The organism is Kitasatospora sp. NPDC001159 (genome assembly GCF_053598235.1).
This window is the reverse complement of sequence record NZ_JBSFJV010000136.1, coordinates 1-15,293: the sequence shown is the minus strand read 5'-3', so window position 1 is coordinate 15,293 and position 15,293 is coordinate 1. Positions and strand designations below refer to the sequence as shown.

7 protein-coding genes and 2 pseudogenes are annotated in these 15,293 nt (G+C 68.6%); 5 read left to right on the top strand and 4 right to left on the bottom strand.

From position 1 onward, the window contains the following. Nucleotides 1-164 (top strand): annotated as a pseudogene (locus tag ACWC9T_RS37345) (IS6 family transposase); the annotation flags it as partial. On the opposite strand, the gene ACWC9T_RS37340 reads toward ACWC9T_RS37345, so the two are convergent. The 3 genes from ACWC9T_RS37340 to ACWC9T_RS37330 all read right to left on the bottom strand — a co-directional run bounded on the left by ACWC9T_RS37340 (nucleotide 86) and on the right by ACWC9T_RS37330 (nucleotide 3,993). Then, entirely contained in the window at nucleotides 86-715 is a 630-nt protein-coding gene (locus tag ACWC9T_RS37340) for a hypothetical protein (protein ID WP_449825493.1), read from the bottom strand. The pseudogene ACWC9T_RS37345 and the gene ACWC9T_RS37340 sit on opposite strands and share 79 nt — an antisense overlap. A gap of 40 nt (nucleotides 716-755) precedes the next feature. Then, on the bottom strand, nucleotides 756-1,325 hold the full coding sequence (locus tag ACWC9T_RS37335) for a tyrosine-type recombinase/integrase (protein WP_449825492.1): 570 nt from the start codon (nucleotides 1,323-1,325) through the stop codon (nucleotides 756-758). 625 nt (nucleotides 1,326-1,950) lie between these two features. After that, nucleotides 1,951-3,993, bottom strand: a complete 2,043-nt coding sequence (locus tag ACWC9T_RS37330; RefSeq protein WP_449825491.1) for a sigma-70 family RNA polymerase sigma factor — start codon at nucleotides 3,991-3,993, stop codon at nucleotides 1,951-1,953. Nucleotides 3,994-4,637: 644 nt separating this feature from the next. Here ACWC9T_RS37330 and ACWC9T_RS37325 point away from each other — a divergent pair. Continuing rightward, on the top strand, nucleotides 4,638-6,917 hold the full coding sequence (locus tag ACWC9T_RS37325) for a LuxR C-terminal-related transcriptional regulator (protein ID WP_449825490.1): 2,280 nt from the start codon (nucleotides 4,638-4,640) through the stop codon (nucleotides 6,915-6,917). A gap of 417 nt (nucleotides 6,918-7,334) precedes the next feature. Here the strand turns inward: ACWC9T_RS37325 and ACWC9T_RS37320 are convergent, their stop codons facing one another. After that, nucleotides 7,335-7,928, bottom strand: coding sequence for an RICIN domain-containing protein (locus ACWC9T_RS37320; protein ID WP_449825489.1), 594 nt, complete (start codon nucleotides 7,926-7,928; stop codon nucleotides 7,335-7,337). On the opposite strand from ACWC9T_RS37320, the gene ACWC9T_RS37315 reads away from it, so the two are divergent. The 3 genes and pseudogenes from ACWC9T_RS37315 to ACWC9T_RS37305 all read left to right on the top strand — a co-directional run. Further along, the gene (locus ACWC9T_RS37315; RefSeq protein ID WP_449825494.1) at nucleotides 7,890-8,882 is read left to right on the top strand and encodes a helix-turn-helix domain-containing protein; all 993 of its coding nucleotides are present in this window, start codon (nucleotides 7,890-7,892) and stop codon (nucleotides 8,880-8,882) included. The genes ACWC9T_RS37320 and ACWC9T_RS37315 overlap by 39 nt on opposite strands. A gap of 580 nt (nucleotides 8,883-9,462) precedes the next feature. After that, nucleotides 9,463-14,091, top strand: a complete 4,629-nt coding sequence (locus tag ACWC9T_RS37310; protein WP_449825488.1) for a discoidin domain-containing protein — start codon at nucleotides 9,463-9,465, stop codon at nucleotides 14,089-14,091. A gap of 920 nt (nucleotides 14,092-15,011) precedes the next feature. Next, nucleotides 15,012-15,293 (top strand): annotated as a pseudogene (locus tag ACWC9T_RS37305) (integrase); the annotation flags it as partial.

Genomic DNA, 15,293 nt, shown 5'->3' with positions numbered 1-15,293 from the left:
CCGGCGCGGCCCAACGCTTCCTGTCCGCGTTCAGCGGCATCTCACCCCACTTCCGACCCCGTCGGCACCTGATGGCCGCCACCGGCTACCGAGCCAAGATGACCGTCCGCTTCGCGATCTGGGAGCAGGTCACCGGAGCCGCCGGCCCGCCCACCGCGGCCTGAACACACAGCTGCAACCCGGCCCCACCACACCCCGACACACCCTCAGGCACTCTCGCACGCAACAACGTGACAACGCCGCTGCAGTGGAACAGGGTCGCCTCGAGATTGAACAGGGCCGTCGAGAGGGCCTTCACCCCGCGGTTGGGGATGCGGCGGGCTGCTTCGAGCAGTAGGCGCCGTCCCTTGTCCCAGTCGGCTTGCCGCAGCTCGTGCGGCTGTCGGCCGAACAGCGCGACGAAGTGTGCCAGCAGGTTGAACTGGGTCATCGCGACCGTGTCGCGGAAGCCGAGCGGGCGCGCGGTGTCCATGAAGCGCAGGTGCAGTTCGGGATCGGTGCGGGCCAGCACGATGCCCAGGCGCGGGCGCCGGGCGACCAGGTAGTCCGCGCCGGGCTGGAGGCGTCCGGTCACCGCGAGCCAGCTGATGAAACGGTGCGTCTCGTGGTTGAAGGCGAGCTGGCGTTCCAGCGGCAGGCCGGCGAAGTCCGCGAGATCCGGGACGGCGGCGAGTAGGACGCGGGCGCCCCAGCGGACCTTGTGGTCGGTGTTCATGCCCTGGGCGGCCCGGTGGGCGAGGTAGTACTCGACGAGGTCAGGCCGCACGATTGGCAGGGCCGCGGCGCGGGCCCTGTGCATCAGACGCCCGTCCTGTCTGCGTCGATGGCGGCGCTGGCCTGCAGGTACTGCTCGGCGAGCCAGCTGTTGGCCGGTGGATGTAGATCCGGGTCGATTCGATGGAGTGGTGTCCGGCCTGGGCCTGCACCGCTTCCAGTGCCATGCCCGCCTCCCGCAGTCGGGTCAGACAGGTGTGACGAGCTGATGGCGGCAGTCCGGTCCGTCTCCGGACGCCCTTGAGGATCTCGTCCAGGCCGGCGGCGGACAGCGGATTGCCGCGGGTCGGCCCGCGCAGCACTGCGAACAGCCGGTCGTGTTTGACAGGGGGACGCTCACGGTCCAGGTAGTCGCCGACTGCGGCGAAGAACTGCGCGGAGATCGGTATCAGGCGCTGGTGGCCGCCCTTGCCTTCGCTGATGAAGACCCGACGCTCGCCCGGCGAGAGGTCGCCCAGCCGCAGACCGAGCACCTCGCAGCGGCGCAGGCCGCCGAGGAGCATCGCCAGGACCATGGCCCGGTCCCGCGCGGTGTTCAGCGCGCCCAGCACCGCCTCGACCTCGCCCGGGCCAAGAACGCGGGGCAGAGTACGCGGCGTGCGAAGCAGCGGTGCCCCGCGGTTGCCGCCGGTTGGCCAGCCCCACTGGCACCGGATTGCGTTGAACGGCCGCGTCGTCGCGGGTCATGAGGTAGCCGAACAGCCCCGAGACGCTGGCGAGTCGACGCTTGATGGTCCGCGCCGACAGCCCCGCCTCACCGTCCTCGAGCCGGACGACCTTCGGCCCGCGGCGCGGTGCCTTCTGTGCGGTGATGAACGCGAAGATGTCCCCCGTGACGACGTCGGTCGGCTCCTTGGGCACCGCCGAGAAGAAGACCTTCAAGTCAAGGGGGAGGCGATCTCGACACGCCCGACCTCGTGGACCTCACACCGGCCGAGATTCGCCGTCTGCTGGCAACTGGCCCCCGCCACCGTGCTCCGGACCGCAGCCACGCAGTGACATGGTCCCGGTGGCGGCGCCGGCACCAAGCACACGCCCGCCGTTGTCACTACATGCGGCGCGGCCACCCGCTGGCGGGACGTCCACGTCAAAGCCGTCCCGCCCACACGGAAGTCCCGCTACACTCCCCGCCACCCGGCCGTTGACCAGGGCAAATGCAGAACTCTCACTGGAGTACTAGCCGAGCCAGCGGAGCGACACGTCGGTGATGAGCGGGCCGTAGTAGCTGTAGGCCGTGGTGCTGGTGAACCGGATGCGAGTGTGCGAGGAGCGGGCGACGAACTCGACCGTCCGGGTGCTCCAGTCCATCGAGGTCGAGTCTGTCCGGCTCTTCCCGGTGATGTCGAAGGCGAAGTCCGCCACGACGGTGCCGTCGACGGACACCGCTCCAGTCTTGACGGCGGGACTCCCCGCGGTGTTCCCTGCCAGAGCGAACCTGAGCCTGTACGTGGCGCCCGAGGTGGTCGGGAAGCTCTGCTCGATGCCGTCGGTGCGGCGAACATTGGTGTCGGCTCCATTGAGGTCGAGCACCTGGGTTGTGGACGGATCCCCCGGCGGCCCCGGAAGATAGCTCTGGCGGCACACGTCGACCGACCCAGCGACCACGGTCCACCCGCTCAACTCTGGGCCCCTACAGTCGGAGGTGGGCGAGGCGCAGACGGTCACCAGGTCTCCGGAAGTCACCTCCGGCTGCTGGAAGCCGCCGAATCGAACGAGCTCCGGCCCGACTGGACGTAGGTTTGGCGGCTGTATCGGAGAAGGGCTCGGTGACGGGGTGGGAGTCACCGCAGGACGACCCGTCACTGCCGCAGTCGGTGAGGGCGCGCTGGTCTGACCGCCGGGGGCAGCACCCGGGTCCTGGCGCGTCGTCGAGCCGGGGGCGGCAGGACGGACCGGCTGCGTGACGTAGGGCGACGGCTGCGGCCACGCCGAAACCCCGGGCGGGGAATCCGGCTGGATGCTCGGTGACGGGGTGGGAGCCACCGCAGGACGACCCGTCACTGTCACAGTCGGTGAGGGCGTGCTGGTCTGACCGTCGGGGGCAGCACCCGGGTCCTGGCGCGTCGTCGAGCCGGGGGCGGCAGGACGGACCGGCTGCGTGACGTAGGGCGACGGCTGCGGCCACGCCGACACCCCGGGCGGGGAATCCGGACCAGCGAAAGGATCCGTCTGGACGCGGCGGTGTACGCCGACCGGAATGAGAACTGTTGCCAGGACGAAGGCCGTGATGGCGCCGACGACAGCGGTCGAGGCGGGCAGCCAGTGGACTCCCCAGCGGGTCGTGGACTCCAAGGCGCGGTACCGAGAGCCGACCGCCTGGCCCAGCCGTGCGAGGAGCGTGGGCGGGGCTGGGGGAGACGTCAGACCGGACAGGGCGGCCCCTGGCAGGAGGGGGAACACCGCAGCGCGGATTCGCCGGTTGACGTCACGGACGTCGGCGAAGACGTCGGCGCAGGGCAGGCAGGACGCGAGGTGGCCGGACAGCTCCGAGCTGCGGGTCTGGGAGAGCCTTCCCCGGAGGTATGTGCCGAACCGGCGGCGTTGCGCTGCGCACTGCGGGTCGTCTGCGGCGGCGATGTGGTTGGCGAGGAAGGCGTCGCGCATCCGTTCACGCGCGCGGTACAGCCAGACGGCGGCCTTGGCCGAGGTGATGCCGAGCTGGCTGCCGATCTCGGGCGTGCTGTATCCCTCGACCGCCGTGGCCCACATCAGCCACTGGTCCCGCTCGTTGAGGGAGCGCCAGGACTTCTCAGCCAGCTCGGCTGCCTCTGGCGGCTCCGGCGCGGTGGTAGCCCCGGCGAGGAGAGCCAGTTGGTCGGGATCGCCGACGGGGATGGTCGTGGACGCCTTGACCCGGCGGCTGTCGATGACCAGGCTGCGGACCGTCGCGAACAGATAAGCCTTGAAGTTGCCATGCGGCCCCGTGCCGGAGCGGAGGCACCGAAGGATGCGAGCGAAGGCCTCGGCGACGATGTCATCGGCGGACCCGTGCGCCAGGCCGGCCGCAAGGTTGAGAGCAGACCTCTCGTAACGCACCCACAGCTCGCCGTACGCATCCATCTCGCCCTGGCGCGTCGCCTCGACCAGAGCCTCGTCGCTCGCCAGTGACCAGGACGCGCGACGGCGCTGATGCAGTGTCCTCATCGTGTGTTCTTGCCCTCTCTCGCTCCCGCAGCAGCAGTGGGTGCGGCCCTGGGACGCAGGTCTGCGGGCCGTCACCGTCTGTTTGACGAAGAATGGCCCTCGCGATTACACCGACACCGCGCATGTGACCCACCTCACAAGCATGCATGACGGATGTAATCCCACAGGGCGTCGATCGTCTTCACCCGTGGAGGCAACACGACGACACCTTCCGCGGTGCTGGCACCGCCCGCCACGGAAGGGCGAGGAGGGGATGGTGGATGACCACAGCGTCGACCACCTTCACGTGCCGCGGTGGCCGACACCGCCTGCGGGCCCCGGCGGGCGGAGCCGGACTCTTCACGCCCTGGAGGACCCCGACATGGCTTGAGCGTCCGATCGAAGATGACGCCAAGTCAGCAAAGATCCTTCAAGGGAGGCTGGAGGGAGCAACCGCCCGGCAGATCGCCCGCGGCTATACATCAGTGGCGCCATGGTCCAGTCACACAGGGCGGCCCGGGCCTGCGAGTCTCCATGTGACGGTGAGACCTGGTCTGCGGCGCTGATCGGGCCTTCCAGAACACAAGGTGCAATCCATGGCGAAGGCAATATTTCTATAAGGAGCATGATATTTCACTAAAATCCGCCCGTAGTTCGCATCATCGCTGTTGTCATGAAGCATGAGCATCAACAGGTCCCGCGCCCGCGTGGGGAGTGTGCCAGCCGAGGTGGCGAGCTTCGTGGGACGGCGGCATGAGCTGCACCAGGTCCGGCAACTGCTTTCCCGTACCAGGTTGTTGACGCTGACCGGAACTGGCGGGATCGGTAAGACCCGCCTGGCCCTGCGCGTCGCGCATGAGGTGCGCAGAGCCTTCCCGGGCGGGGTGTGGGTGGTGGATCTGGCCCCGCTGGAGGACGGAGGCCTGCTGGCACAGACTGTCGTGGCCGCGTTGGGTCTTGACCGTGATTCGTCCCGGGCACCGCTGCCGACTTTGGCGGACTACCTGGTGAGCCGAAGGGCGTTGCTGGTGCTGGACAACTGTGAACACATCCTCGACTCCGGTGCGGCACTGACGCGTTCATTGCTCGCAGTGGCACCGGACCTGCGCGTACTGGCCACCAGCAGGCAGGCGCTCGGAGTCGACGGCGAGAGCCTCCTACCGGTTCCCCCCTTGTCCCTGCCGGATCCGCACCGGTGGCAGCCGGTGGAGAGCATGGTCCGCTACGAGGCCGTGCAGCTGTTCGTCGACCGGGCCACTGCGGTATCGGGCGAGTTCACGCTCAGCGAGGACCACCAGGCGGCGGTCGCCGACATCTGCCACCGCCTGGACGGCATCCCCCTCGCCATCGAGCTGGCCGCCGCCTGGCTGCGGGTCCTGTCACCCCAGCAGATCCTCGACCGCCTGGACGACCGCTTCGCCCTGCTCACCCGGGCGCCCCGCGCGGCGCTGCCCCGCCAGCAGACGCTGCGTGCCGCGATCGACTGGAGTTTCGAGTTGTGCACGCCGCCGGAGCGGCAGCTGTGGGCGCAGGCATCCGTCTTCCGCGGCGGTTTCGACCTGGAAGCGGCCGAAGCGGTCTGCACGGGCGAGGGAGTCGCCCGCGAACAGGTACTCACAACCCTCGCCGCCCTGCTCGACAAGTCCGTCCTGACCCGTGACGACCAGCACGGCCGCGTGCGCTACCGCATGCTCGAGACGATCCGCCACTATGGCCGCACCCGCCTGCCCGACGGCCGTGCGCAAGACATCGCGCAGCGACGCCACCGCGACCACTATCAGCGGCTGGCCGCCCGCGCGGAGCAGGACTGGTTCAGTCCACGCCAGACCGAATGGTTCTCCCGCCTGCGTCTGGACCACGCCAACCTGCGCACCGCCGTCGAGTTCTGCCTCACCACGTCCGGCGAGGCACGCACTGGACTCGAGCTGGTCGCCTCCCTGTGGAGCCACCGCCTCGGCGCGGGCGGCTTGGAGGAGGAACGCGAGTGGCTGGACCGAGCACTGGCCCTGGACACCGAGCCCAGCGCTGCCAGGGCCAAAGCGCTGTGGGTGGACGGCTGGCTCGCCCTCATGCACGCCGACAGCACGACCGCCCAAGCGCACCTGACCGAATGCCGCACCCTCGCTGAAACCCTCGGCGACCCGCGGGCCCAGGCGCACGCCGTCCAGTTCACCGGCCTAACCGCACTCTTCCAAGACGACTTTCACAACGCCGCCGCCCTCCTCGAGGACGCCCTCCAGCGACACCGTGCCACCGACGACCTCGGTTCCCAGTGGACCGCCCTGTTCCTGCTCGCGCTCGCCGCTTGCCTGGGCCGCCATCCCCGCGCCCTCGACCTCGCCGAGCAGTGCCTGGCCCTGTGCGTCGCGCACGACGCACGCTGGTCACGCCCCTACGCCCTGTGGATCCTCGCCCTCCAGCACTGGCTGGACGGTGACACCCGCCGTACGATCACCTGTCTCCAGGACGCTCTGCGCGTCGAAGAGCCCGACCACAACCTTCTCGCCGTCGCCCAATGCCTGGAGGTCCTGGCCTGGGCCACCGCGCGGGACGGCGCGCACCAACGAGCCGCCCGGCTGCTCGGCGCCGCACAGACCGTCTGGCAGCTGACCGGTGTCGCCATACCCGGCCTCGGCCAGCTCCTGCACCACCGCGATGCCTGCGAGGCTGGTCTGCGGCGCTTGCTCGGCACCAAGTCGTTCGCCGCCGCCGTTCAGGCCGGCGCCGAACTCAGCCTCGACCAGGCGATCGCCTGCGCACTCGGCCGGGTGCCGCCACCTCCCACACCCGCGTCGCCGTCCGCCTCGGCACCCGCACACCCATCCGCACGGTTCACCCGCCGTGAGGAGCAGGTCCTCACCTTGCTCACCGGAGGACTGACTGACAAACAGATCGCCGCCCGGCTGGTGATCTCCCCGCGGACGGCCGAGGGTCACGTTCAACGCATCCTGACCAAACTCGGATTCAAGTCACGGCTGCAGATCGTGGCATGGGCTGCCGCGCCGACCGTGGAATTGTGAGTCGGGTGGGGGTCCCTGCCCGGATCCACCTCGCGGATCGTGGTCCGCGCCGCCGCACACCCCGGCACGGTACGATGGGCTGTGTAAACAGCGGTCACCCTGGTCGTCGGGCCGCTCCGGTAGCGTGATCGCGGTCGAGGTCGCCACATTCCGGTAGGAGCCCGCCCGGGCTTGGAGTCGGTCCGGGGCATCTCACCTGCTCCGCGTATTCCGGATGACGCGTCCGCTTTGCGGGTCGCCGGGCCGGGCAAGGTGTGGTCGCCAAACCACCGGCGGCCGTACGGCTTTCACCTTCCCCTGCCTGGAGGTGCGGGGTGCGCGCTCGGCTGCCGTGCACGCGCCCGCCACGGGCTGGGCAGCGTGCCAGCCGGCCTTCCCGGTCGCCTGTACGTGCCCCCGGGCCGCAGCAGCTCGCTTTCACCGTCCGGGCTGGCCAGGGCACGTCGAAGCTCCTGGGGGCGAACGAGGTGTGACTGCCGTGGCGCCGTTGGTGACGTCCAGGCACTTGTCGTACGCCTTGAGCCTGTTGTCGGCGCTGTAGGTCCAGAACTGGGCGTCATTGCCTTTGCACGTCGCCGTGGTGACGGCGGTTCCGTCTGCGGTGGCGTCGCCCTTGACGGACAGACACCGCCCCATCGGGCTGTTGACGGGACCCGCCTGCAGCCTCCAAACCTGGTTGCTGCTCAGCGGGTTGCTGCAGGTCCAGATGATCAGTTGAGCCCCGTTGCTGGTGTCGGCGCCACTGTCGTCGAGGCACTTGCCGGACTGCGGGTTGTACACGGTCCCGTCCGCCCGCGCCTGCCATGTCTGCGATCCGGTGCCGTTGCAGTCGTACAGTTGGACGTTGGTGCCGTTGGTCGTGCTGCCGTTGGTGACGTCCTGGCACTGTTCGTCAGGGATCTGATCGTGTCGTCCGAATCGACCACCATGTCCTGCGGGTTGGAGTAGTTGCAGTCGTAGAGCTGGATCTTGGTGCCGTTGTCGGTGCCGCCGTTGGCCACGTCGATGCAACCGCGCCGTCCAGTTGGCCGGCCTCGCCGCGATCCTCCAGGACGACCTCTCAAGCGCCTTCTCCCTTCTGGAGGATGCCCTCGAACACCACCGCGCCACGGAGACGCGGAGGCGCAGTGCGCGACCCTGTTCCTCCTGACCCTCGCCCACGGCCTGACCGGAAATCCTCACGCCACAGTTCTTGGCGAGGAGTGTCTGGCCATCTGCGACGCCCACGGCGCCCCCTGGTCCCGCTCCTACGTCCTGTGGGTCCTTGGACTCGAGCGCTGGCTCAACGGCAACACCCACGACGCCATCATCCTTCTTCAGGACGGGCTGCGCATCGACTACCCAACCCACAACCTGCTGGCGGTCGCCCAGCGCCTGGAAGTCCTGGCCTGGGCCCGGGCACGGGAAGAACGCCACGAACTGGCCGCCCAGCTCCTCGGCGCGGCCCAGACCGCTTTCCGGCTGGGCAGTGCTCCACTGAGCGGATTCCTGGGTCTGTTCCGCCACCGGGACGAGTGTGAAGCACACCTGCGCTGGTCAATCGGTGCGGAGAAGTTTGCGGCAGCCCTTCGGGCAGGGCACGACCTGACGGTCGAGCAGGCGATCGCCCGTGCACTCGGCCGCACACCAACCATCCCGTCGGCTGCGCACGATGCCCACACCCAGCCCGGTGCGCTCGACGCCCGGCAGGAACACGTCCCGCTGAGCCGCCGCGAACGCGAGGTCGTCACTGTGCTCGCCGAGGGGCTGACCGACAAGCAGATCGCCGCCCGTCTGGTCGTCTCTCCGCGTACCGCGGAGGGACACGTTCAGCGCATCCTCAACAAGCTCGGCTTCACCTCCCGCACACAGATCGTGACCTGGGCCGTCGGGCACCAGCCGGCCGCTCCGGAAAGCGCGAGTGGGCCTGCCTGGGCGGATGACGCCCTACGAGAGCGGATCAGAACCGGAGCGACAGGCCGTTGACACGGGCGAAGGCAGGTCAGGAGAAGGCGTTCTCGAGCACTACGTGTGTCTCCCAATTCAGGTAGTGAACCACGTAGATCTCCCCTGCTTCGCCGGGCCTGTCGCGGTGACACTTGGTCTGCTCCGGGCGGGGTCCGTCACGGGTCCACACCCCGGCCGCATGGTCCGTGCCGAGGCCGGTCGCGCTGGCAGCGAAACGCGATGGGAAGGAGGTGCCCAAGCGAAGGGGGAGTGAAAGACCTCGGGGTGATGCCACGCCGCAGCGGGTTGATTCCAGGGGGATTGTCGGGTCTGCCGGCGGCCCCACCCAGAGCAGTCGACCTTCGGGCTGCGGCGGGGTTCCGCCGCCCCCTTGCCCCGGCGAATACGCGGGCCGTGCCTAGGACGCCGCCGTTCGACGTCAACGTGAGCTGAACGCCCGGTGTCTGACCTAAGCCCGAACGAATCGTCACCGAAGCTCGTGGTGCTGCCGCCATCGAAGTGCCAGCCCGCACACAAGGAATGCCTCTGCAGGGGATCGGCTCGGCGGCCGCTTCCCCTGCAGAGGCCGGAGGGAGAAGTCTTGCTACTACGTCGCAGTATGCCGCAGTGGTGGATCCGCCTGCTGGCACTCGCACTCCCCGTCGCCCTGATCGTGGCCGGGATATCAGCGGTACAGCTGACAGTCGCGACCCACGCCTCGGCGGTCCAGACCACCCCACCCGACGTGAGCCAAGGCTCGAAGGATTCGCGCAGCATCATGGTCGGCATGCCCGACTACTTTGCGACCGGCACACGGGCGGGAAAGGCCAAGGTGCTCGCCTATCAGTACGTGCTGCCCTCGGGGGAGGCAACCAGGATCGCAGTTTATCCCGGTGTGATATCCGATGCGGCGGGGAGCCTCCTTGATGGAAGTGCATGGCCGCCCGTCACCGCATCGGGCCCGGCTGCCCAGGCGTTCCTGAACAGAACGTGGGCGGATCTGGACGAGATCGCATCCAATCCCGAGGGGCTGCGGCTGCTCAAGGCAATGGGTCAGGCGTCCCCCCTGCCCTCCCAGGTCTCCTACAGCGAGTTCACCGATCCGGATGATGTCCTCAAGGTCCTACCGGTGAATGCACTGATCACGCACGCCGACCCCCAGGGACTCACTCAGACCTTGGTGAAGGGGAGTGATGCGGCAGGCGTGTCAACGGCGTCGACGTCCTGGGCCGGTGAGGGCGCCGGAAGCTCGGCGAATCTGATCCAGGTCGGCGACTACACGCCCGGGATGTACACGAAAGACGGCAAGGTATTCGCGATGCGCTCGGCGACCGTGCTTTTTCACGAGGCCGTGCACGCGCTGCGGAACGTGCTCGGATTCAAGCCGTTCGACGCATCGAAAAAGCTGATGACGGCGGACTATCCGGTGGATATCCCGGGCACGAAGGATGTCTTCGGAGACGCGGCGTACGAATTCATCAACACGCCTGCCGAAGAGCTGATCACCCACGGGGGAAGGGCCGGCTTGAAGGCGGTCTTCGGACAGAAGAAGACCCTGGGCATCGCCCACGGGATTAAGGCCGATCCGTACGCGGCCAAGGCGGTGCAGATCGCCGTCGGGTCCCAGAAGCAGTATCCCGGCGATCCGGCCGTGCAACAGGCACTCAAGGTCCGCACCGCCATCGCCGACAAGCCCATTTCGGAGCTGTCCTTCGTCAAGGCGAGCAGTATCACCCAGCCCTACCGCCCGGCGTACAACGCGCATTCGAACGCGACGCGTTACCGGTTCGCCCTGGCATCGGGTAAGTCGTGGAGCGATCTGACGCCGACCGACTACAACGATCCCCTCAAGAGCTCCTCTCTCACAGCGACGCAGCCCTCGGGAGGAACAGCCTGCCCTGCCGGCAATCCCGTGGGCGACTGCTACAACTCCTCAAGGGCGGCGACAACGGACGAGGACAAGGTCGCGCAGGACTTCCAGGCCGCCGACGAAGCGGGCACTGTCGTGGAGGAATCACCCCAGGGCCTGATCGTCCGGGACATGCCGACGGAAGATCTTCCGGTCTACGCGCAGGTGGTGGTGGCGGAGGCCGAATCGGTCCAGCGGAGCGGCGCTGCTGTGTTCGATCGGGCCACGGTCGGGTTCACGTCGGATCTGCAGGATTCGTGGAGGAACCGGGCCAGGGTGTTCCAGCCGCTCGGTGCTGCGAGCAGTGCTGCGGGCAGTGCGACCGGTACCCTGTCGGCCAAGCTGACCGAGGCGTTCTCGGACCTCAACATTGCGGCTACTCCGGCTACGGTGCTCCTGTGGATCAGCTCGATGGAGCAGGCGTTCAGTTCGGACTCCTCCGACCTGGACAAGGCGACCGCCACGCTGGCCCTGGTGCCGGTCGTGGGCCAGCTGCTCGGGATCACCGACTCGGCGATCCACCAGGATCCCGGCGGGATCACGGCAAACGTGCTGACGCTGCTGGCGATCGCGGCGGACTTCGCGGCACTGCCGGAAGTGAGTCTGGTGCTGGGGGTGGCCGCACTCATCACAGTCATCGTGACGACGATCATCGACGCGGTGAACGGCGTGTCCGAAGTCCAGCAGATCATCTCAAGCCGCAACCAGGCATGGCACGACGAGCTGGGCAAGACCATCACCGAAAAGAGCATCCCCGCGCTGCTCGCAGACGCGCAGGCGGCGTTCGCGGCCGCGCAGAGCCAGGTGCTGTGGAGCGCGAACCTGTCCATGGCGACGCTGGACGCGAAGGCCAACGAGTCGGCCAGCGCCGCCGTCATGACGGCGGCGCAGACCGCGAAGGCCCGGATCGCGGCGGACACCACCGCCGCCGAGCAGGCACTGCGCAGCGGATTCATCAACGGGGTGCACCAGGCGATCAGCTCGACCGTCGCCTCGTTGAACCAGGGAACCGGGTCGGACGACTACTCCAGGTCCTACCTCAAGAGGAGCTACGACAGCTGGTACAACGCCCACTTCAACGAGTACTGCCCCGGCGACTGCCACGTGTCGGACGTCTCGGCCAGGATGAAGGCACACTACGACTCCGACGTCGTTCCGCAGGTAGTGGCCGACGTGCCGAAGGACAAGTTCTCCTCGGCGGACCTGACCGCCTACCAGAACGCGGTAGACAGCCAGATTGCCTCGCAGAAGCTGTTCCAGCCGGTGCCCGCGGTCGACACGGCCCCAGTCGCGCCGATCGGATTCACCAACTGCGCCGACAGCCCGAACGGCACCTGTGCGGGCAACCCGACCGGCACCCGGCAGGTAGCCTTCGGCGCGGCTGGCAGCTACGTCACCGCCGCCCTCCCCTCCAGCGGTCTCGCGTGCAAGGCGTCCTCCTTCGCCACCGACCCCGACCCGTCCGCTCACGAGACCTGCTTCGCCCCGGCCCCGGACAGCCCGAGCACCGGCGACAACGGATCATGGCTGGCCGCCGTGGCCCCGTGCGGCAACGAGGGCGACACGTGCACGGTGAGCGGCACCCAGGAGGTCGCCTACGGCACCGGGGCGACCCGGATCATCAAACCGGTCACCAACTCCATCACCTGCAACGCCGCCGGCTTCGGCGCGGATCCCGCACCGGGCCAGAGCAAACAATGCACCATCCTGGCCGGCTCGGCACCGGGTACATCCGTCCAGTCCGGCGGACCGTCGGGATCCTGCGCCGCGAAGGGAGGCACCTGCTACATCAGCGGGCAGACCACCCTGGCGTACGGCGCCCAGGACAACGGCTCCTACTGGACCTACCGGAGCGTGAACGGCGCGGACTACCCCCACGGCGTGCCCTGCACGGCCGGCAGCAGCAGCTCGACGTTCCCGACGGACCCGCTGCCGGGACACAGCAACGAATCGTGCAACATCGCCCGACCACCCGCGCACCTCGCCTACTGCGCAGGCCAGGGCGGCACCTGCACCGTGCCGTCGGAGGGCATCTACCAGATGGCCTACGGCGGCAACGGAGCCTGGGTCGTCAAGACCGTCGGCGCCGGCAACGTCACCTGCAGCGACCACACCTTCGATGACGTGACCGACCTGAGCCGCACCGCCCTGGCCGACAACACCCACAACTACTGCTACCTGTCAGTCCCGAACGGGGACCTGGTCATCGGCGACACCGGTTACGACCTCGGCAACCAGGGCTACAACTGGTACTCCATCGGCTGCAGGGCCGGTAGCACCTGCCCCGTGACCAGCTCGAGCACGACCGAAACGGCCTACGGCACCTACAACGGCCTCAACGGCACCTACCTCGTCAAGCAGGTGACCACCGGTCCCGAACAGACCGCGCGGCTTTGTTCCTACACCACCTTCACCCCACGCGATCCGCAGCTGAACGTCGCCTACTGCTTCGCCCTCGCCCCGCCCACCACGACCTTCAACCCGGCCCAGACAAGCTTCATCTACCCGACGAACCCGGCCCCGGCCCACATGGACATCCCCAAGGCTGGCTGGTCTGTCGTCCACGTTGACAGCCAGGACACCGTCGGGGGTGCCGCGATCAACGCGATCGACGGCCATACCGGGACCATGTGGCACACCAAGTGGAGCAACGGCACGGACCCGCTGCCCCACGAGATCCAGATCGACCTCGGCACCCGTTACAGCGTCGACACCCTCACCTACCTTCCCCGCCAGGACGGCAATGCCAACGGCCGGATCGGCCAGTACGAGGTCTACGTCTCGGACAGCACTACCTCCTGGGGCACCGCAGTGGCCACCGGTACGTTTGCCGACGATGCCAGCACCAAGACGGCCACCTTCCCCCCGACCCCCGGCCGGTACCTGCGGCTGAGGGCCCTCACCGAAGCCGGCAACCGAGGCCCCTGGACCAGCGCCGCCGAGATCTCCGCCACCGGATACCCCCTCACCAACGCCAAGCTCACCAACAGCGCCATTCCGGGATGGTGCATGCATGTGGCAAGTACCCAACCCGGCACGGTCCCCGTTCTCACCCCCTGCGACCGCACCGAGCAGTGGAACATTAAGGCCGACGGCACGCTCAGACCCGCCTCCAACAACACATGGTGCCTCTCGGGCGGAGGCTCCTCCCCGGCCCTTGACCTCTGCTACACAGGGGACAAATGGCACTGGCAGCTGGGCACCAACCTGACGCTGGCCAACCGAGCCACAGGTCAATGCCTCACCCCGACGAGCCTCGACCCCACCACCACACTGATCTACCTGAAGCTCGCCACCTGCACCGGAGCCCCCGAACAGCAATGGCAACCCAGCAACTGACCTGACACCAAAACCGCACCGCCCGCCGTTGCCCGGACCCCGCCACCGCGAGGCCCGGGCACAGCGGGCTACAACCCGCGATCGGCAGGACGAGGCGCCCGCCGAGGCCGCCGAAACTCCCCGAGTGGAGTTCCGCTGCCCGCCGACCCCGCAGCGAGCACCGAGGCAGCCGAGCTGCGCCCACCGACCCGCACGGTGCGCACCGACCCACGCTGTGCGCACCGAGGCCGGCTGAACCTCGGGCCTGTTCGCGCACCCGCTCGTTCGATCCGGCGCCGCCAGGGGCCCCGCAGAGCACCCGGTCGCGCAGAGCCACGACCCCGGCGACGTTCTGGTCACCGAGGCGTGGGACTGGATCCGTTCCGTCGAGGCGATTGGCCAGGCGGAGCGGGCCCTGCCGCGCGTGGTAGGCCTGGACATCAACACCGCGTTCCTCGCCGCTGCCGGCCGCCTGACCATGGCGCTGTCGGAGCCAGTGCACGGGCTCAACCCAGTCTTCGACCCGAAGGTCCCCGGCAGTTGGAAGTGCGCAGAGACAAATGCCTGCCGAAAGCGTACCGCGAGCGGGCCTGGTGAGCGGCCATCGCGGCGGTCGCGGTCCTGGCCCAGCAGGCCCGGGACGACATCCCGCTCTCCGGCTTCGGCACCCGGTGGCGCGCGGTCGGAGGCAGGTCACGAGCTTGACACCGGTCCGCCTGCTCCGTGGCGGAGGCCGTCGAGGAGACGGCCGTCCCGTCCCCGCCGCGCCCGACCGGGGGCTGGTGCTGCCCGCTGCGCCCCGGGTGGTCGAGGACCTCGCCCGGGTGCGGGTGCCGATAAATCATCTGCCCAGGTCGCAGCCTTGATCGCCGCTCTGCGGCCATGCTCGTGCTCGCCCAGGGCCTTCATCTACACGGGCATCAGCGGCATCATGATCTGTCGTGCTGCTGCGCCTGACCTACCTCGCCGCAGTCAACACGCTGACGCTCCTGCGCCTGCTGCCGATGAGCGATCGTGAAAAAGACATCGAGATCCTCGCGCTCCGGCACCAACTCCTCATCCTGCAGCGCCAGGTCGGCAAGCCCGCCTTCACCGACACGGACCGCGCGGTCCTCGCGGGGCTGCTCCACCACCTCCCCACCGACAGGCTGCGGCGCCTTGTGTTGCTGGTCCCGCCCGGAGACGGTCCTGCGGTGGCACCGCGACCTGCTCAAGCGGCGCCA